This window comes from Simiduia sp. 21SJ11W-1, assembly GCF_024138675.1.
GTDB lineage: Bacteria > Pseudomonadota > Gammaproteobacteria > Pseudomonadales > Cellvibrionaceae > Simiduia.
In genome coordinates this window covers 3,432,611-3,455,000 of record NZ_CP090959.1, presented here as the reverse complement: position 1 = coordinate 3,455,000, position 22,390 = coordinate 3,432,611, and the positions used below count along the sequence as shown (strand labels likewise).

Annotated in this window: 16 protein-coding genes, 1 tRNA gene and 2 rRNA genes (1 of these 19 only partly in view); 11 read left to right on the top strand and 8 right to left on the bottom strand. The window is 54.1% G+C overall.

The genetic code is table 11. From position 1 onward, the window contains the following. Window positions 1–2,468: ribosomal RNA gene (locus tag L1F30_RS15140) — 23S ribosomal RNA — on the top strand; it begins 418 nt to the left of the window's first position. A gap of 270 nt (window positions 2,469–2,738) precedes the next feature. After that, a 5S ribosomal RNA gene (rrf, locus tag L1F30_RS15135) occupies window positions 2,739–2,854 on the top strand. Between the two features lie 878 nt (window positions 2,855–3,732). Here rrf and L1F30_RS15130 read toward each other — a convergent pair. Genes L1F30_RS15130 through hemA form a run of 6 tightly spaced genes read right to left on the bottom strand, consistent with a single transcriptional unit; the run spans window position 3,733 to window position 10,073 of the window. Beyond that, window positions 3,733–4,791: a M48 family metallopeptidase gene (locus tag L1F30_RS15130; protein ID WP_253357413.1), complete on the bottom strand. Its 1,059-nt coding sequence runs from the start codon at window positions 4,789–4,791 to the stop codon at window positions 3,733–3,735. Then, window positions 4,788–6,077 carry a YjgN family protein gene (locus L1F30_RS15125; RefSeq protein WP_253357411.1) on the bottom strand — a complete coding sequence of 430 codons (1,290 nt, stop codon included), beginning with the start codon at window positions 6,075–6,077 and terminating at the stop codon, window positions 4,788–4,790. The genes L1F30_RS15130 and L1F30_RS15125 overlap by 4 nt, the downstream gene beginning before the upstream one ends. A 47-nt stretch (window positions 6,078–6,124) precedes the next feature. Next, the gene (locus L1F30_RS15120; protein WP_253357409.1) at window positions 6,125–6,871 is read right to left on the bottom strand and encodes a molybdopterin-synthase adenylyltransferase MoeB; all 747 of its coding nucleotides are present in this window, start codon (window positions 6,869–6,871) and stop codon (window positions 6,125–6,127) included. A gap of 5 nt (window positions 6,872–6,876) precedes the next feature. After that, window positions 6,877–7,713 (bottom strand): peptide chain release factor N(5)-glutamine methyltransferase, encoded by an 837-nt coding sequence (gene prmC / locus L1F30_RS15115; protein WP_253357407.1) that lies wholly within the window; start codon window positions 7,711–7,713, stop codon window positions 6,877–6,879. Continuing rightward, window positions 7,713–8,801, bottom strand: coding sequence for a peptide chain release factor 1 (gene prfA / locus L1F30_RS15110; protein ID WP_253357405.1), 1,089 nt, complete (start codon window positions 8,799–8,801; stop codon window positions 7,713–7,715). The genes prmC and prfA overlap by 1 nt, the downstream gene beginning before the upstream one ends. 9 nt (window positions 8,802–8,810) lie before the next feature. Next, window positions 8,811–10,073, bottom strand: coding sequence for a glutamyl-tRNA reductase (gene hemA / locus L1F30_RS15105; RefSeq protein ID WP_253357403.1), 1,263 nt, complete (start codon window positions 10,071–10,073; stop codon window positions 8,811–8,813). 247 nt (window positions 10,074–10,320) lie between these two features. On the opposite strand from hemA, the gene L1F30_RS15100 reads away from it, so the two are divergent. The 8 genes from L1F30_RS15100 (at window position 10,321) to ychF (ending at window position 17,156) form a co-directional block, all read left to right on the top strand. After that, a complete protein-coding gene (locus tag L1F30_RS15100; protein ID WP_253357401.1) occupies window positions 10,321–12,063 on the top strand; it encodes a tetratricopeptide repeat protein in 1,743 nt (580 codons plus the stop codon). 55 nt (window positions 12,064–12,118) lie between these two features. Continuing rightward, window positions 12,119–12,679 (top strand): lipoprotein insertase outer membrane protein LolB, encoded by a 561-nt coding sequence (gene lolB, locus L1F30_RS15095; protein ID WP_253357399.1) that lies wholly within the window; start codon window positions 12,119–12,121, stop codon window positions 12,677–12,679. After that, window positions 12,679–13,548 (top strand): 4-(cytidine 5'-diphospho)-2-C-methyl-D-erythritol kinase, encoded by an 870-nt coding sequence (gene ispE / locus L1F30_RS15090; protein WP_253357397.1) that lies wholly within the window; start codon window positions 12,679–12,681, stop codon window positions 13,546–13,548. The genes lolB and ispE overlap by 1 nt, the downstream gene beginning before the upstream one ends. Further along, window positions 13,539–13,613, top strand: a tRNA-Gln gene (locus L1F30_RS15085). The genes ispE and L1F30_RS15085 overlap by 10 nt, the downstream gene beginning before the upstream one ends. 151 nt (window positions 13,614–13,764) lie before the next feature. Next, a complete protein-coding gene (locus L1F30_RS15080) occupies window positions 13,765–14,697 on the top strand; it encodes a ribose-phosphate pyrophosphokinase (RefSeq protein ID WP_305879926.1) in 933 nt (310 codons plus the stop codon). A 92-nt stretch (window positions 14,698–14,789) separates the two neighbouring features. Next, a complete protein-coding gene (locus L1F30_RS15075) occupies window positions 14,790–15,428 on the top strand; it encodes a 50S ribosomal protein L25/general stress protein Ctc (protein ID WP_253357393.1) in 639 nt (212 codons plus the stop codon). A 32-nt stretch (window positions 15,429–15,460) separates the two neighbouring features. Then, window positions 15,461–16,045 (top strand): aminoacyl-tRNA hydrolase, encoded by a 585-nt coding sequence (gene pth / locus L1F30_RS15070; RefSeq protein WP_253357391.1) that lies wholly within the window; start codon window positions 15,461–15,463, stop codon window positions 16,043–16,045. A 19-nt stretch (window positions 16,046–16,064) separates the two neighbouring features. Then, window positions 16,065–17,156 carry a redox-regulated ATPase YchF gene (gene ychF / locus L1F30_RS15065; RefSeq protein WP_253357389.1) on the top strand — a complete coding sequence of 364 codons (1,092 nt, stop codon included), beginning with the start codon at window positions 16,065–16,067 and terminating at the stop codon, window positions 17,154–17,156. A 94-nt stretch (window positions 17,157–17,250) separates the two neighbouring features. Here the strand turns inward: ychF and L1F30_RS15060 are convergent, their stop codons facing one another. Further along, entirely contained in the window at window positions 17,251–18,543 is a 1,293-nt protein-coding gene (locus L1F30_RS15060) for a sterol desaturase family protein (RefSeq protein WP_253357387.1), read from the bottom strand. An 89-nt stretch (window positions 18,544–18,632) separates the two neighbouring features. Next, complete coding sequence (locus L1F30_RS15055; RefSeq protein ID WP_253357385.1) at window positions 18,633–21,110, bottom strand: TonB-dependent receptor; 2,478 nt, start codon at window positions 21,108–21,110, stop codon at window positions 18,633–18,635. Between the two features lie 283 nt (window positions 21,111–21,393). Here L1F30_RS15055 and L1F30_RS15050 point away from each other — a divergent pair, with 283 nt between their 5' ends. Continuing rightward, window positions 21,394–22,311 carry a DMT family transporter gene (locus tag L1F30_RS15050; protein ID WP_253357383.1) on the top strand — a complete coding sequence of 306 codons (918 nt, stop codon included), beginning with the start codon at window positions 21,394–21,396 and terminating at the stop codon, window positions 22,309–22,311. Window positions 22,312–22,390 lie beyond the last annotated feature (79 nt).

Sequence of the window (22,390 nt, the reverse complement as noted above, 5' to 3'; positions counted from 1 at the left end):
ATACTCCCATCTGACCGATAGTGAACCAGTACCGTGAGGGAAAGGCGAAAAGAACCCCTGTGAGGGGAGTGAAATAGAACCTGAAACCGTATGCGTACAAGCAGTAGGAGCACCTTCGTGGTGTGACTGCGTACCTTTTGTATAATGGGTCAGCGACTTATTGTCAGTGGCAAGGTTAACCGTTTAGGGGAGCCGTAGGGAAACCGAGTCTTAATAGGGCGTTTTAGTCGCTGGCAATAGACCCGAAACCGGGCGATCTATCCATGGGCAGGTTGAAGGTTAGGTAACACTGACTGGAGGACCGAACCCACTAATGTTGAAAAATTAGGGGATGACCTGTGGATCGGAGTGAAAGGCTAATCAAGCCCGGAGATATCTGGTTCTCCCCGAAATCTATTTAGGTAGAGCCTCGGACGAATACCACTGGGGGTAGAGCACTGTTTGGGCTAGGGGGTCATCCCGACTTACCAACCCCATGCAAACTCCGAATACCAGTGAGTACTATCCGGGAGACAGACGGCGGGTGCTAACGTCCGTCGTCAAGAGGGAAACAACCCAGACCACCAGCTAAGGTCCCAAATGTTAATTAAGTGGGAAACGATGTGGGAAGGCTTAGACAGCTAGGAGGTTGGCTTAGAAGCAGCCATCCTTTAAAGAAAGCGTAATAGCTCACTAGTCGAGTCGGCCTGCGCGGAAGATGTAACGGGGCTAAATTAGCAACCGAAGCTGTGGCTGTGTCTTATGACACGGGGTAGGGGAGCGTTCTGTAAGCTGTTGAAGGTGTGTTGTCAGGCATGCTGGAGGTATCAGAAGTGCGAATGCTGACATGAGTAACGACAAGGGGAGTGAAAAACTCCCCCGCCGGAAGATCAAGGTTTCCTGTCCAACGTTAATCGGGACAGGGTTAGTCGGCCCCTAAGGCGAGGCAGAAATGCGTAGTCGATGGGAAGCAGGTTAATATTCCTGCACTTTTTGTTACTGCGATGGAGGGACGGAGAAGGCTAGGCCATCACGGCGTTGGTTGTCCGTGTTTAAGGTTGTAGGCTGGGAATTTAGGCAAATCCGGATTCCTAAGGCTGAGAACTGATGACGAGCTCAATTTATTGAGCGAAGTGGTTGATGCCATGCTTCCAAGAAAAGCTTCTAAGCTTCAGGTAACAAAGAACCGTACTGTAAACCGACACAGGTGATCAGGTAGAGAATACCAAGGCGCTTGAGAGAACTCGGGTGAAGGAACTAGGCAAAATAGCACCGTAACTTCGGGAGAAGGTGCACCACTGACGGTGAAGGGCTTGCCCCGTAAGCTGTTGGTGGTCGAAGTAACCAGGCCGCTGCAACTGTTTATTAAAAACACAGCACTCTGCAAACACGTAAGTGGACGTATAGGGTGTGACGCCTGCCCGGTGCCGGAAGGTTAATTGATGGGGTTAGCTTATGCGAAGCTCTTGATCGAAGCCCCGGTAAACGGCGGCCGTAACTATAACGGTCCTAAGGTAGCGAAATTCCTTGTCGGGTAAGTTCCGACCTGCACGAATGGCGTAATGATGGCGGCGCTGTCTCCACCCGAGACTCAGTGAAATTGAAATCGCTGTTAAGATGCAGTGTACCCGCGGCTAGACGGAAAGACCCCGTGAACCTTTACTGTAGCTTTGCACTGAACTTTGAACCTATTTGTGTAGGATAGGTGGGAGGCTTTGAAACCATGACGCTAGTTGTGGTGGAGCCGTCCTTGAAATACCACCCTGGTATGTTTGAGGTTCTAACGTCGGCCCGTTATCCGGGTTGCGGACAGTGCATGGTGGGCAGTTTGACTGGGGCGGTCTCCTCCCAAAGAGTAACGGAGGAGCACGAAGGTTGGCTAATCCTGGTCGGAAATCAGGAGGTTAGTGTAATGGCACAAGCCAGCTTGACTGCGAGACTGACACGTCGAGCAGGTACGAAAGTAGGTCATAGTGATCCGGTGGTTCTGTATGGAAGGGCCATCGCTCAACGGATAAAAGGTACTCCGGGGATAACAGGCTGATACCGCCCAAGAGTTCACATCGACGGCGGTGTTTGGCACCTCGATGTCGGCTCATCACATCCTGGGGCTGAAGCCGGTCCCAAGGGTATGGCTGTTCGCCATTTAAAGTGGTACGCGAGCTGGGTTTAGAACGTCGTGAGACAGTTCGGTCCCTATCTGCCGTGGGCGTTGGAGAATTGAGAAGAGCTGCTCCTAGTACGAGAGGACCGGAGTGGACGAACCTCTGGTGTTCCGGTTGTCATGCCAATGGCATTGCCGGGTAGCTACGTTCGGACGGGATAACCGCTGAAAGCATCTAAGCGGGAAGCCTCCTTCAAGATAAGTTCTCCCTGAGACTTTAAGTCTCCTAAAGAGCCGTTGAAGACTACGACGTTGATAGGCGGGATGTGGAAGCGCTGCGAGGCGTTGAGCTAACCCGTACTAATTGCTCGTGAGGCTTGACCATATAACAGAAACGATTGTGTTGACTGACACGAAAGTCTGTTTGATTGGCCAACGATCTGAAGAAATACGTAACAGCCGAAAGGCAAAGCAAATGAAGTTGAACACGTGTGTTGACCACCGTTCATCCAGCAAAGATTACAGCTTGATCACGGTAATTGCTCCTGCATTACCCTGATTCCCTCCATCCCTGGAGGTCATTTACCACCCTATTTGGTTCAGTGAAGAGGCCCTGATAACTCAGGTAAGACCAGCCACAGACCAAACCAGTTTGCTTGACGACCATAGCGAGTTGGAACCACCTGATCCCATTCCGAACTCAGTAGTGAAACGACTTAGCGCCGATGGTAGTGTGGGGTTTCCCCATGCGAGAGTAGGACATCGTCAAGCTTCTAAATTAAAACGCCCTGTAGGTTATCCTGCAGGGCGTTTTTCTTTGTCTGGGATGTAGGTGGGCAATGTCCTACTCCCACCTGGGGAAAGTCGGAGTGCCGCACCACCCTCTCTTTACCTGGCCGAATAATGCTCCTGCATGTTCGGCATTCCCGCCATCCTTGGCGGTCATGGGGCCGCTCCCGAGGCGTCGGACCGGCGGTCCGGCGACCAGCATAGCTGGCCGCGCGAGCCAGCGCAGGTTGCTGGTCGCAACCTAAACGCGCCCGGGTGGCCGTCCCGTCTCGCCCCCATGCGAGAGTCGGGTGAGCCATGGTCGGAATGCCGCATCACGCGCAGCGACGCAAACCGAAGTGTCGGACCAAACAATTTGCGAATGGCGAACGCCCAATGCTAGCATTGGGCCGGGCCGGCGACAGCCGGTCGTCAAGCTTCTAAAAAACAAAACCCCCGCTGGATTCCCACGGGGGTTTTGTTTTTTTGGAACACGATTTCTTATTTTCACTAAATACCGGGCCCATGCGACCTAGCTTGTGCTGCAAGCGGATGGCCGCACCTTGCCGGCCGCACCTCGCCGGCCGCACCGCACTGCGTAGGGGCGCGTCAGCGTCGGTATGCCGCATCACGCGCAGCGATGATTAGCCGTTGCTCGGCTCACTCTTCTGCCAGCTAAAACGCATCTCCCACGTAGCGCTTGTAGTGAGAGCACCGCTCTCAATTTTTTCAGCGGATGGTCGGGCCTGGCTGTGTTTGCCGAAGGTGAGGGTAGCTATTACATTGCTTCGCGCTTGATTGCGGGCATAAAAAAGCCCGCGGTGATGCGGGCTTTGGGTAGTTTGAAAAATATTCAGCGGATCTCTTAATGCCCTTAAAGCTTAGGGCTGTGTTTCACCGCTAACAGCTTTAATGCGCAGCTCTAAATGAGGATGTGTGCTCAGATACTTCATGATGCTGGCCCTTTCTTCACAATCCTTATCGCCTGATTTGCAAAGCTTGTAGTGGTTGTGCAGCTTGGTGAGAATACTTACAAAGGCTTCTCGCTCGAGCCCGTTTTTCTCAAGCATGTCGCCTGCGTAGCTATCTGCCTCCAGTTCAAACTTACGTGAAAACGCAAGCTGGCTAAACACTACGGGCAAGGTAAGCACCAAATCACCCAGTGCGCTCACATCACCACCAACCATGGCGATGGTGACGGCGATGGCCGAATTCTGCAATAGCTGGCGCAATGAATGGCGCTGGTGGTAATGGCCCAGCTCGTGCCCGAATACCGCCAGCATTTCATCATCGTTGCCATCGGTTAATGCGATGAGCTCATCTGTGAAGATGATCGTCCCGTCGGGCAGTGCCAATGCGTTGGCACCCAATTTATCACTTGCAAAGAAATGGAGTTTTTCTATGGAGTAATCGGGCGCGAAGGCCTGTGCTTTTGATTTTAACCGTGCCTGGGTTTCTTCACTGAGTGCAGTGGGCTCAAGATAGCGTACACGTAGAATCTCAAAGGTTTCATCCGCGGCTTGTTGCAGCGTGCTTTCGGGCAGGTTGTTGGCAATCACCTTACTTGCATAAGGTACGCCCCAGTAAAAATAGCTAAAGCATGCAAACAATACTGCAACGGTAGCGAGACACACCAAACCCAGGTGATTTTCCAGCCGGTGAATAAGCTGCATGGCCGGGCTGCCAATGCGCTCATCAAGCTTTGTTAGCAGATCAAACTGGAGGCTTTCAAACTGGCCGTGGTGGTTTTCAAACGAAATATAGCGAGGCGTGCGGCCGATGGAGGGCGACAGCTTAAGCTCTGTTAAGGTGCTTTCGAAGTAGTCTCCATTGGTTGCCTGGAGGGTAACTTTATCGCCCATAAAAAAGAGCTTCGCCTGGCAAGAGGCGCTAGAAGCGCCGTCTTGCCAGGTGCCTTCAAGAGTGAGGGGTTCACTCAAAACCCAACCTCCATGTCGAAGACATCGCCAAATTCTTCACCAAATGCCGATGGGTCTGGCTGGCTAACAGCGGCAAACTTATCAAGGTCACCTTGAACGTCTAGCTGTGTATGGTTGGCTGCGTAATTAGCAAGCTTCACCAAGGCCCAGGGAATATAGAGGCCGAAGGTAATCACCGTCAGCAGAAAGTTGCCGACCATCAACAGCGAGAAAGATTTCAGCTCGTAATTGGCTTTGAAATTGTGCTCGGCAATTGAGCTGTTGTTGAAGATGATGTTGTTTAGGCCGACCATGAAGTAAAGAATGCTCAACACATAGGCAATCATTACACCTACAACCGACAGCGGCTTCAGTACGAAGCCAAGTACGGAGCCTGCAATTATACCCACAACAAAAATACCCAGGGCGATCAAAAACAGCTTGTAAAAGGCGCCGGTTTTGGCATCAAAGGTAAAGCTCTTGTTGCCGTAACGGTGCCGGTTAATCACGTACTCTTGTTGTTTTTTGATAGCCAATGGCATTAACAGCATAAGGCTTAGCATGCCGGCAAGGGGCCACAGGATGAACGTTTTGAATGCATTCCAGTAGTCGCCTTCAAACGCAAAGCGAATGTTGCGGTAGGTGGTGTTGCGCGCATAAAACGCCATGGACCGGTTGGCCACCCAAGGTAATAGGAAAAACAGGCCAATACCAATCACAATGCCGGCGATGGGCGAAAGCGCGTTGACAACCATGTAGGCAATCAATAGCGCCAAAGCGATCAAGCGGCCAATGAGCATTTTTACCGGGTCTGCCGTGAACGCGAAGGTCGCTCCATCCAAATTGGTATTACCGTAAAAATATTGTGTGGTGCGCACTTTAGCCCAGGGTGCGTAGATGCCCAGGGTAACCATTACCAAAAGGATATTTACAATCCAGATTTTGAAAAATTCATAGCCTTCGCCACTGAACACAAATGGCACAAGGCGTCGGCTGTTGGGGTTGCTGGCCTGCACATCTGCGTGGGCCTCAGCTGTAGCCGGGCTTGGCACAGGTGCGGCAGCTGCGCTAGTGGCCTCTACGGCCTCCAGGCGCGTAATAATGCCGATTGACTGCAGCTTGGCCTGGTAGGCTTTGGCTGTGGCCTCGGCCACGCCTTTTTTAATCAGGCTGGGTGCGTTATCGAAGAGACTTTTTGCTTTGATGCTTGAGAGGCCGGCTGCGCGCGCAAATGCGGCAATGGCGGTTTCTGGTTTGGTGCCTTCGGTGAAATCACCGGTAAGGTATATATCGTAGACTTGTTCCACTATTCCTTCCCTAGATCGAATTTATTGGTGCTTTATTCTGCCGCGATTTATCGATGAATGCTACAGGTACTGCAGCTTGGATCGCGCGTTAGGGTGATCTCGCGCCATTGCAATGTTTTGGCGTCTAGCAGCAGCAGGCGGTTTACAAGTGGTTGGCCTACCCCGGTCAGGAGCTTGATAGCCTCAAGGGCCTGCAGGTTGCCAATGATGCCGACAAGGGGCGCGATAACGCCGGATTCTGCGCAGCTCGCCTGAATATTTGCTCCCGGCTTGTACAGGCATTCGTAGCATGCGCCACCGAGCGCCGGGGCGAACACGGCCACTTGTGCCTCCCAGCGGATAGCGGCGCCGGAAACAAGTGGCGTTTGGGTGGCTACGCAGGCTTGGTTAATGGCAAAGCGGGCATCGAAGTTGTCGGTGCAATCGAGTACAAGATCTGCACTTTCAACGGCCTTTGCCAGTGCTGAATCACTTAGGCGCGTGTGCACGCTATTCACTTTCACGTGGCGGTTGATCGCGTGAATTTGGGCTTTCGCAGATTCAACCTTGGCAAGCCCAATGCATTGTTCAGTGTGGGCTATCTGCCGCTGCAGGTTGCTGAGTTCCACTGTGTCGTGATCCACAAGTGTCAGTTGGCCTACACCACTGGCGGCCAGATAAAGTGCTGCGGGGCAACCTAAGCCGCCAAGCCCAATGATCAAAACATGGGCATCAATGAGCTTTTGCTGGCCGTCTATGTCGAGCTCTTCAAGCAGTAAATGGCGGCTATAGCGCAGTAAACTTTCGTCGTCCATTCAGGCTACTCCGGCCATTGCCCAAAGGTAATACGCGGCTGGCCGCCAAGATCTGACTCACTGGCAACCTGTTTAAAGCAAAGGCTCTGCAAAAGCGATTGCACCGCTGGAGCCTGCGCAAAGCCATGCTCCATGCCGAGCCAGCCTCCGGGATGCAGGGCGTTGCACGCGCCTTCGGCAATTGTTTTTAAATCGGCCAGGCCCTGGTCTGCCGCAACCAGCGCGCTGTGTGGCTCAAATCGCACGTCACCTTGCGCCAAATGCGGATCTGTGGCGTCTATGTAGGGTGGGTTGGTAACAATTAAATGAAACTGCCCTCTATCCAATGGTTCATACCAGCTGCCCTGCAAAAAAGTACAGTTATTGATATTTAAATTCGCGGCGTTGGTTTGCGCGAGGGCGACGGCTTCGTGCGAGAGGTCTACACCGGTGAGCTGCCATTGGGGCCTTTCGTGCGCCAAAGCCAACGCAATGGCACCGGTGCCTGTGCCTAGGTCTACAACGTGTGCACCTGCAGGCAATTTACGCTGCAGTGCCCAGGCGACGAGTGTCTCTGTGTCGGCACGGGGGATCAAGGTGCTGGGCGCAACCGCCAATGGCAGAGACCAAAATTCCTGCTGGCCAAGAATGTAGGCAATGGGCTCGCCTTTTTGGCGGCGCTTGAGCAATGCATTAAATTCGAGTGCGGCGGCTGGGTCTACTTGCTTTTCAGGCCAGGTGTATAAAAAGCTGCGCGTTTTGTTAAGCGCACGACACAACAACAGCTCTGTATCCAGCCGTGCTGTGTCGCTTACATCGGTAAGGGAGCGTGCTTGTTGCAGCAGGTCTGCCACCGTGGCCATCAGGATTTATCAGCAAGTGCTGCCAGTTGATCGGCCTGATATTCCTGCACCAGTGGTTGTACCACTTCATCAAGCTTGCCTTCCATAATTTCTGAAAGCTTGTACAGCGTGAGGTTGATGCGATGATCGGTTACGCGCCCCTGCGGGTAGTTGTAGGTGCGAATGCGCTCGGAACGATCGCCACTGCCCACCAGGCTTCTGCGTTCGCTGGCCATGGCTGCTGCTGCTTGTTCTTCCTGGGCACTGGCAAGTTTTGAGGCAAGCAGGCTCATGGCACGGGCTTTGTTTTTGTGTTGCGAGCGCTCGTCTTGGCACTCCACCACAATGCCCGTTGGAATATGGGTGATGCGAATGGCGGAGTCGGTAGTGTTAACGTGCTGGCCGCCTGCACCCGATGAGCGGAAGGTGTCTATGCGCAATTCGTTTTTATTGATGTTCACTTCTTCAAGCTCATCGGCCTCTGGCATTACCGCCACAGTGCATGCCGAGGTGTGAATGCGCCCTTGAGATTCGGTTTCAGGCACTCGCTGCACGCGGTGAGCGCCGGATTCAAACTTTAATTGGGAGTAAACACCTTGGCCCACAACCCGGGTGATGATTTCCTTATAGCCGCCGTGCTCGCCGGCGTTTTCGCTCAGCACCTCAATGCGCCATTTACGCGATTCGGCATATTTGCTGTACATGCGGAACAGGTCGCCCGAAAAAATCGCCGCTTCATCGCCGCCGGTACCCGCGCGAATTTCAAGAAACACGTTTTTGTGATCGTTCGGATCTTTTGGCAGCAGCAACAGTTGCAGTTCGCTATCGAGCGGTGCCAGCTGTTCTTGCGCCTCTTCGAGGGCCATCTGGGCCATTTCGCGCATTTCGGGATCGCCGTCTTTCATGAGCTCGCGGGCTTCCAGAATATCTTCATTGAGCGAAAGAAATCTGTTGAAGCATTGCACAACGGGCTCAAGCTCAGCGTATTCCTTGCTCAGCTCGCGGAATTTATTTTGATCGCTAATCACATCTGGGTCAGACAGCAGCGCCGACACTTCTTCATAGCGGTCGGTAAGTGACTCAAGTTTGAGCCGAATAGAATCTTTCATGGCTAGTAGTTACTCCGGCTTATTTGCATCAAGGGCAAACAGCTCATAGGCGAGTGTTATTAAATCTTCACGGCCCTCGGCGCTTGCATCGCGCAGAGCTGTGGTGGGTTGGTGGAGAATTTTGTTGGTTAAGCCGTTGGCCAGCTGAGCCAGCACTTGCTCGGGGTTTGCGCCACCGTTTAGCGCATTAAGGGCTTTTTTAAGCTCTTGGGATTTTATTGCCTCGGCTTGCGAGCGCAGCGCGCGAATGGCATCGCGTGCGCCCTGCACACCCTGTTGGCGCGTAAACTTAAGCACACCCTCATTAATAATGGTGCGCGCGGCATCGGCGGCTTCTTCGCGGGATTTCCGGTTTTCGTCGATGACTTCTTTTAAATCATCCACGCTGAATAAGAACACGTCATCAAGCTCGGCAACCTGTGGCTCTATATCGCGTGGTACGGCAATATCTACCATAAAAATCGGCTTGTGCTTGCGCTTTTTCAGCGCCGTTTCCACGGCACCTTTACCTAGAATGGGCAGCTGGCTGGCGGTGGATGAAATCACCATGTCGGCGTTGTGCAGCACCGTTGGGATGTCTGAAAGTAAAATCGGGGTGGCGCCAAAGCGCTCGGCCAAATCTGCAGCTCGCGACAGTGTGCGGTTGGCCACGGTGATGTTGCGCACACCCTGTTCGCGCAGGTGCCGTGCCACCAGTTCAATCATCTCGCCGGCACCAATGAGCAGCGCAGATTGCTGGCGAAGGTCGGCAAAAATCTGTTGCGCAAGGCTCACCGCGGCGTAGGCTACCGACACCGGATTTTCGCCGATGGCGGTTTCGGTGCGCACTTTTTTCGCAATGCTGAAAATATGCTGGAAGGCCGCGTGCAGGGGGCTTTGCACAGTGCCGGCTTCGCAGGCCACCGCATAGGCCGATTTCATCTGGCCAAGAATTTGCGGCTCACCCAATATCAGTGAATTCAGGCCACAGGCCACTTGCATCATGTGGCCAATGGCCGCCTCGCCCTGGTGCACATAGTGGTAGGGGAGTAACTCTTCAGCGGGTATTTGATGGTATTGGCCGAACCATTCCACCAGTTTGCCGGTCTCAATATTGGCAAAGGTGTATATTTCCGTACGGTTGCAGGTAGAAAGAATGGCCACATCCTGCGTGCCCAGTGCCTGCCTGGCCTGTTGCAGGGCCCCGGCCACCGCCTCTGGTGCAAAGGCCACGCGCTCACGGAGCGCCAGGGGCGCCGTGTGGTGATTGATACCTAAGGCCAGAAAGGTCATGAATGGCGAACGTCTGCTGCGGTGAATGGGCGCCAATTGTCCCGTTTGCGAGCCGCTGTGACAAGTACAAGGCACCGGCATCTGCTGGTCTAAAATAGTAGCAGTTGCCGGTGCGCCCCTAGGGCAGGCTTGTTGGCCATGGTAATCTGCGCTTATTGCATTCGGTTATGGATAAACCCTCGCTAAGGTCGGCCTGTGTGCTGGCGCTGCTGGCCCAAATTTAGGGCGGCATTGAATTCGGAGTCTTATGAAACCTACAGCTTTGTTTGTTGCCCTTGGAATCCTGGCGTTGGTTGCCGGTTGTGCTACCCAGGCCCCTGAGCCCGAAGTGGTAGAAGCGCAGGCGCAGCCAGCGCCCGAGCCGGTAGAGCCCGCCCCAGAGCCTGTAAAAGAGCGGCCCTTTGCCCCAGATACGCTCTATTCCCTCATGGTGGCGGAGCTGGCCGGCCACCAGCAGCGCTTTGATATTGCGTTATCCAACTACGTACAACAGGCCTATGAAACCCGCGATCTTGGCGTGGTGGCGCGCGCCGCGCGCATTGCACGCTTTATGGAGGAGCATCGCGCAGCGCTTGAAATGTCGGTGCTGTGGGTGGAACTTGAGCCAGGCAACAACGAAGCGCGGGTGCTGGCGGCAAGCGAGCTTGCCGAGGCAGGCCGCTTGAACGAGGCCTTCGCCCACGCAGAGTACCTGCTAGCGAAAGGCAACCCCCTGCTGTTGCAAACTGTGGCTGCCTTTGCAGGCAAGGGCACAGATATAGAGCGCGAGCAGTTGTTGGCCGGCCTGCAGGCGCTGGAGGCAAGCCATGCAGATCAGCAGCCTTTGTGGATGGCGTTAGCGCTTACTTACCAGCAGCAGGGGCAGTTTGAGCCGGCGCTTGCGGCCGTCGCCAAGGCCGTTGCGCTGGAGCCCGACAGCAATCAGGCGCAGGCACTGCAGGCGCGTTTGCGTTATCAATCGGGTGATCAGGTGGGTGCGCTGCGCCAGATGGCGGTACTGGTAGACACCTCGCCGGAAGATCAGCGTTTGCGCTTGCAGTATGCCAGGCTGCTTGCCTCAACAGATCTTGAAAAGGCAGCAGAACAGTTCGAAGTGCTGCTGGCAGATCACCCGGGCGATGTAGATTTGCAGTTGTCTTTGGGGTTAATTCGTTTTGAGCAGCAGCGCTTTGATGAGGCCGAAGTGCTGTTCGCTGAATTGCTCGATGTAGAGCGCCGCCGCTCAACGGCGCACTATTACCTTGCCCGCATCGCGCAGGAGCAGCGGGACTACCAATCGGCACTCAACCATTATTTAAAGGTGGAAATCGGCCCCGATTTCATGCCTGCGCTGGTGCAAACGCTAGAGATTCTGGTGGCCGCCGGTGAGCTGGAGCCTGCCCATACGCGCATGGAAGCCGTGCGTGCCAAGGTGCCCCAAACCCATGAGCGGCTCTATGCACTGGAGGCTGAAATACTTGCGAAATACGGCCACCTTGATGCCGCAGAGCAAGTACTCACTCAGGGTTTGACGCAGTTGCCCGAGAGTACTCAACTGCTGTACAGCCGGGCGCTGGTAAACGAGCGTCGCGATATGATCGATCTGGCCGAGCGTGACCTGCGCCGGGTTATCCGCTTTGAGCCAAACAATGCCACCGCGCTCAATGCCCTAGGTTATACCCTGGCAGACCGAACCGAGCGCTACCAGGAGGCCTATGAACTCATTAAGCAGGCGCACCTGCTAAAGCCGGACGACGCCGCCATTATTGATAGCCTGGGCTGGGTGCAATACCGTTTGGGCAATTATGCCGAGGCCATACTGCGCCTGCGCGAAGCGCTCAAACTCTACCCTGATCCGGAAATAGCAGCGCACTTGGGCGAGGTGCTCTGGGTTACCGGCCAGCAGCAAGAAGCGCTGGAAGTGTGGCAGGCCGGCATTGAGCTGAACCCGCGCAATAGCATTATTCCCAACGCCATGAAGCGCCTGGGGGCAGAGCCTGCCGATGAGTAAGTGCTTACACGCGGCTGGGCTAAAAAGCGTAATTGCACTGTGGATGGTGTTCGCTGTGACCGCTTGCACACGCCTGCAGCCGCTACCGGCAGGTTGGGTGCTCGATGAGCGCGAGCAAGCCTTGCTGGCAATCGATCAGTGGCGCTTTGATGGCAAGCTGGGCGTGCGTGCCCCGGGTGACAGCGGCAGTGCCTATGTGAATTGGGATCAGGCACCCGGCCAATACAGCATCCGTATGCAAGGGCCTTTGGGCCAAGGCAGTGCCAAGATTAACGGCAGCGCGCAAGGGGTTAAGCTCACCCAGGGCGACCAGGTTCGCTATGCGCGCAATGCAACAGAGTTAGTGCAGAAGGCATTTGGCTGGCAGTTGCCCATGGCCGCGCTGGAATACTGGGTGCGAGGCCTGCCGGCACCGGGCAGCGCGCGCGCCCAAATCGCGCGCAACGAGCAAGGCCTGTTGGTGGGCCAGAGCCAAGATGGCTGGGAGCTTGAGTACAGCCAATATAAGCTGGTGCAGGGCCATGCACTGCCCGGCCGCCTGAAGGCGGAATCCAAGGCTTTAGGGGTGCGGTTAATTTTGGTAATCAACGATTGGCAATTGGGGGCAGAGAGTTAGTGTTAGGTACAAAAGCTGCAGTTCGTTGGCCAGCGCCGGCAAAGCTCAATTTATGCTTACACATTACCGGGCAGAGGCCTGACGGCTACCACAACCTGCAAACGCTGTTTCAATTATTAAATTACGCCGACTACCTCACCTTCGAGCCAAACGACTCAGGTGACGTGGTGTTGCTCAACCCGGTGGCTGATGTGCCAGCCGAAGATAACCTGATAGTGCGTGCCGCGCGTGCTTTGCAATACGCCACGGGCAATACCCAGGGAGTGCGCATCGGGGTAGACAAGCGCATCCCTATGGGGGGCGGCCTTGGGGGCGGGTCATCCAATGCAGCTACCACCCTTGTGGCATTAAATCATTTGTGGGGTGCCGGCTTGAGTTTGCCGCATTTAGCGGAAGTTGGCCTACAGCTCGGTGCTGATGTGCCGGTATTTGTGATGGGGCAAACGGCTTGGGCTGAAGGCGTTGGCGAGCAACTTACGCCGGTGGCGATGGAGCCAAAATGGTACTTGGTAGTTACGCCCAATTGCCACGTCTCTACTGCTGAAATATTTTCACACAAAGATTTGACAAGAGGCACGCCCAACATTACAGTAGCGGCCTTTCTTGAGCAGGGTGGCCAGAACGACTGCCAGGAGCTGGTTGTTAAGCTCCACCCTCAAGTGCGCCAAGTCATTGATTGGCTTAATCAATTTGGTGCAGCTCAGATGACTGGAACAGGTGCCAGTGTGTATTGCGCCTTCGCCACAGCGGAAGCAGCACAATCAGTTTTGTGCATTCTTCCAAAGCAGTGGCAAGGGTTCGTAGCGCAAGCTGTGAACATATCACCCTTACATAGCCTGCTCCAGCAAATTGACGATACAGGGGCATAGCCAAGCGGTAAGGCAGCGGGTTTTGATCCCGTCATGCGAAGGTTCGAATCCTTCTGCCCCTGCCATTTTCATCAAGGTGCTTTGAGAGAATTCTGACTAGAATTACCCGCGATAGGCATCTGATTTCTATACTCAGTGACTTTGACACAGACATCAAAAGAACCTGAATCTTCATAGCTAACTGGCAGCAAAGGTAATCCCCTCGTGAACAATTTCATGGTCTTTACGGGCAACGCGAACCCCGCGTTGACGCAAAAAATCGTTGAAAGTTTGGGGTTGCCGCTCGGCGATGCCAGCGTCAACAAATTCTCAGACGGCGAAGTGTCCGTTGAGCTCAACGAGAATGTGCGTGGTTGCGATGTTTTTGTGGTGCAGTCTACTTGTGCGCCCACTAACGATAACCTCATGGAATTAATCGTGATGGTAGATGCGCTGCGTCGTGCATCAGCCGGACGCATCACTGCTGTGTTGCCTTACTTCGGTTACGCCCGCCAAGATCGCCGCGTGCGCTCGGCCCGTGTACCTATTACCGCCAAAGTAGTGGCCGACATGATGGTTGCCGTAGGTGTTGATCGCGTATTAACCGTGGATTTACACGCAGAGCAGATTCAGGGCTTCTTCGATGTGCCGGTAGATAACGTCTACGGCTCGTCTGTGTTGATTGAAGATATAGAAAAGCAAAACTTTGAAGACTTGGTTGTGGTATCGCCCGACATTGGCGGCGTTGTACGCGCCCGCGCCATCGCCAAGCAGCTAGATATAGAACTTGCCATCATCGATAAGCGTCGCCCGAAAGCCAACATGGCCGAGGTGATGAACCTGATCGGTGATGTAGAAGGCCGCACCTGTTTGTTGATTGACGACATGGTAGATACCGCCGGCACCCTGTGCAGTGCCGCTGCCGCACTGAAAGACCGCGGCGCCAAGAAAGTGGTGGCCTATTGTACCCACCCGGTGCTCTCTGGCCGCGCCATTGAGAACATCAACGGCTCGGTATTGGATGAGCTGGTAGTGACAGATTCCATTCCTTTGAAAGGCTCAGCCGCCGAGTGCCCGCGCATTCGCCAGCTCACACTTTCAAAGATGTTGGCTGAAGCGGTGCGCCGCTTAAGCAATGAAGAATCGCTGAGTGCCATGTTCCGCATGTAAGCGGCGGCACGAGTGTTAACCGCCGATAATCGGCATAACTGAAATCCATCGCGACTGGTCGCAGGTCAAGATGGCATATTGAGGACACATCAATGTCTGATGCATTTACACTGAACGCTGAAAAGCGCGACGTAGAAGGGAAAGGTGCGAGCCGCCGCCTTCGTCGTCTTGCTGAAAAGGTACCCGCCATTATTTACGGCGGTAAGTCTAAGCCACAGAACATTCAGATTGATCACAAAGATCTGGTTCACCACCTGGAAAACGAAGCCTTCTACTCGCACATCATCTCTTTGGTAGTTGATGGCAAAGCAGAAGACGTAATCCTGAAGGATCTGCAGCGTCACCCAGCCAAGCCTGTTGTGCTGCACGCCGACTTCCAGCGCGTTGTTCGTGGCCAGAAGATGCATGTACGTGTACCACTGCACTTCATCAACGAAGCTACCGCCAAAGGCGTTAAGCAGGGTGGCGGTATCGTATCGCACCTGTTGACCGATCTGGAAATCAACGTATTGCCAAAAGATCTGCCTGAGTTCATCGAAGTTGACGTGGCAGACCTGGGCGTTGGCGAAAGCTTGCACATTTCAGACATCAAACTGCCTAAGGGCGTTGAGTCTCTCGCGTTGGCCCAAGGTGGCGACCACGACCTGCCGGTTGTGAGCATCATCAAGCCACGCGGTATGGCTTCTGAAGACGCAGCTGATGAAGGCGAAGCAGCAACTGACGCTGAATAAGTCGACGGCTGTTTGAATTCGGCCCCTGCACTATGAGTGAATCCGTAAAGTTAATTGTTGGCCTGGGTAACCCGGGCCAAGAATACGACCGGACTCGTCATAATGCAGGGGCCGATTTCGTTTTTGAGCTGGCAAAACAGCACAGCGTAACACTCGCAGCAGACAGCAAGCTATTTGGCCTGACCGGCCGCGCCTTTATTAACGGTAAAGATGTCCGTTTGCTGGTGCCCACCACCTTCATGAACCGCAGTGGGCAATCGGTGGGGGGCTTGGCGAGTTTTTATAAAATCGCAGCCAGCCAGATATTGGTCGCACACGATGAGCTAGACTTGGCGCCAGGCGTTGCCCGCCTGAAAGTGGGCGGTGGCCACGGTGGCCACAACGGCTTGCGCGATATCATCAGTGCGTTGGCAAACGATAAAAATTTTATGCGCTTAAGAATTGGTATTGGCCACCCAGGCCAGGCCAGCCAGGTTTCCGGCTATGTACTTAAGCGCGCACCGCAGGCAGAGCAGCAGCTCATAGATGACGCCATCTACGACAGCTTGCGTGAAATCAATTCCATTGTGAGTGGCGATTTAGAAGCGGCTATGCGCTCGCTGCACACACGTAAATAGACGCCCCAAGGAGTCAGCTATGGGTTTTAATTGCGGCATTGTCGGCCTTCCCAATGTGGGGAAGTCCACCCTGTTTAACGCCCTGACCAAAGCGGGCATTGATGCAGAAAACTTTCCCTTTTGTACCATTGAGCCCAACGCGGGTGTGGTTCCGGTGCCAGACCCGCGCCAAGACAAGCTGGCAGAAATTGTAAAGCCTGAGCGTGTAGTGCCCACCACCATGGAGTTCATCGATATCGCCGGCATTGTTGCCGGTGCCTCTAAGGGTGAGGGCCTGGGCAATAAGTTTCTGGCGAACATTCGCGAAACCGATGCCATTGCCCACGTGGTGCGTTGTTTTGAAAATGAAAACGTTATTCACGTAGCCAACAAGGTAGACCCGGCGGCCGACATTGATGTAATCAACACCGAGCTTGCCCTGGCAGACCTGGATACCTGCGAGCGCGCACTCACACGTTACGCCAAGGCCGCCAAAGGCCAAGATAAAGACGCCATCGCCAAAAAGGCGTTACTTGAAAAAATTCTGCCGCATCTCAATGAAGCCAAGCCTCTGCGCTCTTTCGGTTTAGACACCGATGAGCTGGCGGCTTTAAAAGAACTGAATTTGCTTACCGTCAAGCCCACTATGTACATTGCCAATGTGGATGAAGACGGTTTTGAAAATAACCCCTATCTGGATGTGGTAAATAAAATTGCCGCTGAAGAACATGCGGTGGTGGTGCCTATTTGTAACAAGCTTGAATCTGAAATTGCCGAGCTTGAAGACGATGAAAAAGCTGAATTTCTGGCTGAGCTGGGTATGGAAGAGCCGGGTTTAAACCGCGTGATTCGCGCAGGCTACAGCTTGCTGAATCTACACACCTACTTCACCGCCGGTGTAAAAGAAGTGCGCGCCTGGACAATCCCGGTAGGTGCCACAGCGCCGCAGGCAGCAGGTGTGATCCACACGGATTTTGAGCGTGGCTTTATTCGCGCTGAAACCATCGCCTATGATGACTTTGTGGAATACTCCGGCGAGCAGGGTGCAAAGGCCGCGGGCAAATCGCGCAAAGAAGGTAAAGATTACATCGTTAAAGATGGCGACGTGCTGCACTTCCTGTTTAACGTTTAAGGTAGCTTTAACGCACCTTATTTGACGAGCCTGATAAAAAGCCCCGGATTACCGGGGCTTTTTTATGCCTGCACTAAAGTGTGCGCTTAGTGCGCTAGGTTGTTTGCGGTGCGGTAGGTTTCATCAGTAGCACCAGCGCTCCAAGGTTTAGTAGCAGGTAGCCGCCAGCAAACCATTGGCTGTAAGGCGCGCCAGGCAGTTGGTTAATGCACAACCCAAAGATCAACGCGCTTAAGCCTAGCCGCACAAGCTCCCATTGGGCGCTGCCGCCGTCGAGTAAATGCCCTGTGCTGATGAGCGGCAAGGTAACGAAAAGCCAGGCTGCCAGCAGCGTGATCAGGCGCGTTTCGTTGCTGAACATAAAAATAAAGCTGAAGCCCAGTAAGAATGCGGCGGTAAATTGAAATAGCGCATATATCTTTATGTTGCCCGCGACTTCCGGGTTGAACTTCTGAAAACTTGCCAGATCTGTTTTCGCTATGGGAATGCGCGCTTCCATGTCTGCCGGGCGCCAACCGGTGGGCATAAACCAGATGCGGCACTTATCCCAAAGGCTCTTGCAGTAGAGGGCATCGCGCAGCAAGTACCACCACACCTGCAGATTTGCCTTTAGCGGATTCATGGTGTTGAGCGGCCGGCTCACGCCATAAATAATGGGGGTATCGTCGCGCTCGGCCTGAAAGGTGTTGAACAGTTTGTCCCAAACGATGAGCACGCCGCCGTAATTTTTATCCCAGTAGAGCGGGTTTTGTGCGTGGTGCACACGGTGGTGTGAGGGCGTGACAAACCATTTTTCCATCCAACCCAATCTATTGATGTGCTGGGTGTGTACCCAGAACTGGTAAATCAGGTTTAACCCGGCGCTGGCGATAATAATGTCTGCGGGAATGCCGGTGAGGTAGAGCGGGATTGAAAATATCCAATCAAACACACCGCCGCTCGATTGCCGCAGGGCGGTGGTGAGGTTGTAGTCTTCGCTTTGGTGGTGCACCACGTGGCCGGCCCAAAGGCAGTTTATTTCATGGTTAAGCCGGTGGTTCCAGTAGTAGGTAAGGTCGTAACCGATAAATGCCACTAGCCAGGCAAGCCATAGGTTGTCGCGCCAGAATTGATCGCCCGCGGTGGGCAGTACCTGGGTGAAAATATAAGTACCCACGGCAAATACTACCAAGCGGTGGGTGCGTGATATTACCCCTAGCGACATGCTGGCAATGGCATCGTTCAGGCGGTAGAAGCCCGTGCCCCGGCGCTTGTCTACCCACAGCTCCCAGCCAATCAGAATAAGGTACAGGGGTGCGGCCAGCACAGTGATAAGTTCGGCCATAATGCTCTCGGAATGTATGTCGTTATAGTGCAGCTGAAACTCTACAGCGTTCTGGTAAGGCAAATCGCGCCCTCTTGGCGGTAAGCCTCGCTCAAAAAAAAGAGGGGCTATAACAGCCCCTCAGATTTTCGTAAGTTTACAAAATGTAAGCCTTAGAAGTTGTAGCGCGCCTGTACGCCGTACATGCGTGGCATGCCGCGTGTGGCAACGGGTGAGCCCAGGCCATCGCCAGTGCCGCCAATGTCCCACAGGTACTCTTCGTCCAGCAGGTTGTTGGCGTAAAGCGCAACAGACCAATCGCCGGCGTCGTTCTCAAGTGTGGCGCGTGCGTTGATTACCTGGAAGCCTTCGATTTCCTGGCCTGCACCAACGCCCGAGTTGTTCACGCGGTCGCCGGTGTAGTTGTAGTCACCGCGCAAGCGCAGTACCAGGTTGTCTGCAAAGTTCAGGCTGTATTCGCCCATGGCGTTGAACTTGTTCTTCGGCATAGATGACAAAGGCTCGCCCTTGAGGGTGAAGCCGGGCGCATCGCCTTCAAACTGCTCGTAGCGGGTGTATTCGGTGAATACGTAGCCGTAGTTGGCGCCCAGTACCAGGTTCTCGGTGGCCATGAACTGCCACTCAAACTCAAAGCCGCGGCCCATGGCATCGGCGTTTTTGATGTTATAAGTGGGGATCACGCCCGCCGGGCCTGAAAGTTTCAGGATTTGCAGGTTGTCGTAGTCGAACTGGTACACCGAGGCGTTCAGACGCATGCGGCCATCCATCAGCTTCGATTTCACACCCACTTCAAGGTTCAGTACATCTTCCGGGTCGAAGCTTGGGTCGTCACCCAGGCTGTTAAAGCCACCGGCCTTGTAGCCCTTGGCGATAGAGCCAAACAGCATTACGTCATCGGTCATGGCGTAGTTTACAACCAGGCGCGGATCAACAGAGCTCCAGGAATCGCTTTTCTTCTCTGGGTTGCCGGGTGCACCAATCTCGTCAAAGAAGATCAGGCCAAAGGGAATGGCCTGCGGCAAGCCGGGTACCGCACTGGTAGGCACGCTGCCCAAGCCCGCTACTGTCAAGGTCGGGATCAGGATGTTGTTGGTGTAGTTAGACTGGATTTCAAAATCTTTGCTGTCTTTGCTCCAGCGCAAACCCAGTGTGGCATCAAGGCGATCGCTAAAGGAGTAGGTTACGTCGCCATATACAGCGTAGCTGGTTAGCTCGCGGCTATTATTCATGGCCTCTTGCCATGGAATGCCGCCATTTGCTGCATCCAGGTTGGCTACTGTGGCGTTGCCAATGTCTACCGCTTCCATGCTGATGCCCGGTGGTAATTGGCTGTTCAGCTGTGGCGCAATACCCGTGGTGAGGAAGCCCTGCATGCCACCACCGAAGAAGGCGGGGTTTTGGTCTACGTAGGCTGCGGGGTTTTCAACCAGGTCCGAGAAGGCATCAACCAGAAAAAAGGTATCCAGCGTAATGGTAGTGGCGTCAACCAGGTAAGTTTGGTCGATGGAGTCTTTAAAGTAGCTCGCGCCCACAAACCATTTCAGGTTTTCGTCTTCGTAGTTCAGGCGGAATTCCTGGCTGAACTGCGATTGCTCTTCAATGGTGTCGGTGGTGAGGAAAAAGCGCGCCTTATCAGTGCCGTCTTCTTCTTCGTTCTGGTGGAACTCGTAGCCGCGCTTGGCGGTGATGGAGGTAAAGGTGTACTCCTCCATCGCGTGGCTGATAGTGAGGCTGGTGCCGCGAATGGTGCGGTCGTTATAGCCTGCGTTATCGGTGGTGTAGTTGTCGAACAGCTGGTCTTCGTTTTCGGCCAGTGTAAAGCTCGAGCCAATGGGGCCGTCGCTGTCTTCTTTGTTGTAGTCAGCGCGCAGGGTGATGTCGGTATTTTCTGTGGGTTGCCACAGCAGTGCACCCACCAGGCCCTGATCGTCTTCAACCCAGAGGTTGTCGTCGGCAATGCCGGTATTGGAGGCGTTCTTAATGAAGCCGTCGCGGCTGTTTACATAGCCGCTTACGCGCAGTGCCAGGGTGTCGGTAAGGCCGGTGTTAAAGCCCAGCGATATTTTTTGTTTGTTGTAGTTGCCCACCTGCACATCGGCGTAACCTTCGGTTTCCTGTGAGGGGGCCTTGGTGCTAATGCTGATGGCGCCGGCTGCGGCGTTGCGGCCAAACAGGGTGCCCTGTGGGCCTTTCAGCACTTCTACGCGGTCGATGTCGTTAAAGTTAACCAGGGCGCTGCCGCCGTGGCCGGTGTAAACGCCATCAACATATACGGCAACGGCCGGATCTGAGCCTGAGCCGAAGTCGTTGGTTGAAATACCGCGAATGGTGAAGCTCGCCTGGCTGGTATCGCCTACGTTGGTTTCAACGCCGGGGATAAATGTGCCCAGGTCGTTCACGTTTTGTGCACCTAAATCGCGCACACCTTCTGCGGCAAAGGCGTTGATGGTAATCGGTACGTCATCCACAGATTCCGCGCGCTTTTGCGCAGTGACCACTATCTCTTCCAGGGCGAAGTTCGCGTCGTCTTGGGCAAGGGTGGGTAGGGCAAAGGTGGTTAGAACGGTGGTAACGGCCAGCGACAACGCACTGGGCGCGAATTGGCTAAGCGTGCTCTTTTGAGATGTCATAATCGGCTCTCTGATGGATTGTTATTGTTAGCGTCAGTGGCAATTTATATTGCCATTGCCCCTAACATAAAGGATTACACAATTAGGTCAATGACCTTATGAGACCCTGTAGTCATTTATTCTGCACTTTTACTGAAAATTGGCAAAGGCCTGTGTTAAATCCTTAGTCAAAGCTGAGGGTGGCGTCACGCAGCTCGTCTTTCAGGCGTATTATCCAACTTCACTTGGTTCATTTTTTGAGTGCCAAGGCCAATCTTCTTAATTCCCACCAGGAGTATGCAAAGTGCACACAATCACCGGGCGCTGGCAGCTGGGCTTGGCCTTGGCGTTAATTACCGCACTCATGTGGGGGCTCTTGCCTATCGCGCTCAAGGGCGTGCTGGCCGAGATGGACGCCGTCACCATTACCTGGTTTCGCTTTGTGCTCTCGGCGGTGCTGATTGGTACTTACATCCAATATAGTGGGGGCTTTCGCTGGCGCAAGTTGTTTGAGCGGGCGATGGCAGGGCGCTTTGTGGTGGCTATTGTGTGCCTGCTGGGCAATTTTCTGCTGTATTTAATGGGCCTTGATTACACCACCGCCTCTGCCGCACAGGTAATGATCCAGCTGGCGCCCATGATGATGCTAGTGTTGAGCCTGTTTATTTTTAATGAGCGCTTCTCGTTTGGGCAGGGCGTGGGGGTGATGCTGTTTTTGCTGGGCCTGGCACTGTTTTTTAATATGCGCTTGCCCGAACTGCTGGCCGCCCGTGGGCAGTATGTGTGGGGGCTGTTGCTAATCTTCCTGGCTGCCGTAGTGTGGGCCGCTTACGGCATTATTCAAAAGCAGCTGCAAACCACGCTCACCTCTATGGAGATTTTGTGGGTGATATTTGCCGTGGGTGCCGTCACCTTTGCGCCCGCCTCCGATTTCGCAAGTTTTGCAAATTTAAGCCCCTTCGCTTGGGGGGGCCTGCTGTTTGCCGGCTTAAACACGGTGATTGCCTATGGCACCTTTGCCTATGCGCTGGTGCACTGGGAGGCAAGCCGGGTGAGTGCCACCATTACCTTGGTGCCCGTTATTACGCTCTTGTGTGTTCAGTTGCTGGATTGGCTAGCACCCCATTTCCTGGTGGCCGAGCCCATGAATTGGTTGAGTTGGCTGGGTGCTGCACTGGTGGTGCTGGGTTCTATGCTGGCGGCACTATTAAAAGGCCGATAAGCACAATTTAGGCCTTGACAGGGTGGGGGTGAATTGCCAAAATTCGCGCCCTCTTTGAGCTGGTCATCTGGCCGCTTGA

Coding starts and splice junctions, on each gene's coding strand:
- L1F30_RS15075 (WP_253357393.1), top strand. CDS start 14,790: ATGTCTGATGCATTTACACTGAACGCTGAAAAGCGCGACGTAGAAGGG.
- L1F30_RS15120 (WP_253357409.1), bottom strand. CDS start 6,871: ATGGACGACGAAAGTTTACTGCGCTATAGCCGCCATTTACTGCTTGAA.
- prmC (WP_253357407.1), bottom strand. CDS start 7,713: ATGGCCACGGTGGCAGACCTGCTGCAACAAGCACGCTCCCTTACCGAT.
- L1F30_RS15055 (WP_253357385.1), bottom strand. CDS start 21,110: ATGACATCTCAAAAGAGCACGCTTAGCCAATTCGCGCCCAGTGCGTTG.
- ychF (WP_253357389.1), top strand. CDS start 16,065: ATGGGTTTTAATTGCGGCATTGTCGGCCTTCCCAATGTGGGGAAGTCC.
- hemA (WP_253357403.1), bottom strand. CDS start 10,073: ATGACCTTTCTGGCCTTAGGTATCAATCACCACACGGCGCCCCTGGCG.
- L1F30_RS15100 (WP_253357401.1), top strand. CDS start 10,321: ATGAAACCTACAGCTTTGTTTGTTGCCCTTGGAATCCTGGCGTTGGTT.
- pth (WP_253357391.1), top strand. CDS start 15,461: ATGAGTGAATCCGTAAAGTTAATTGTTGGCCTGGGTAACCCGGGCCAA.
- L1F30_RS15080 (WP_305879926.1), top strand. CDS start 13,765: ATGGTCTTTACGGGCAACGCGAACCCCGCGTTGACGCAAAAAATCGTT.
- prfA (WP_253357405.1), bottom strand. CDS start 8,801: ATGAAAGATTCTATTCGGCTCAAACTTGAGTCACTTACCGACCGCTAT.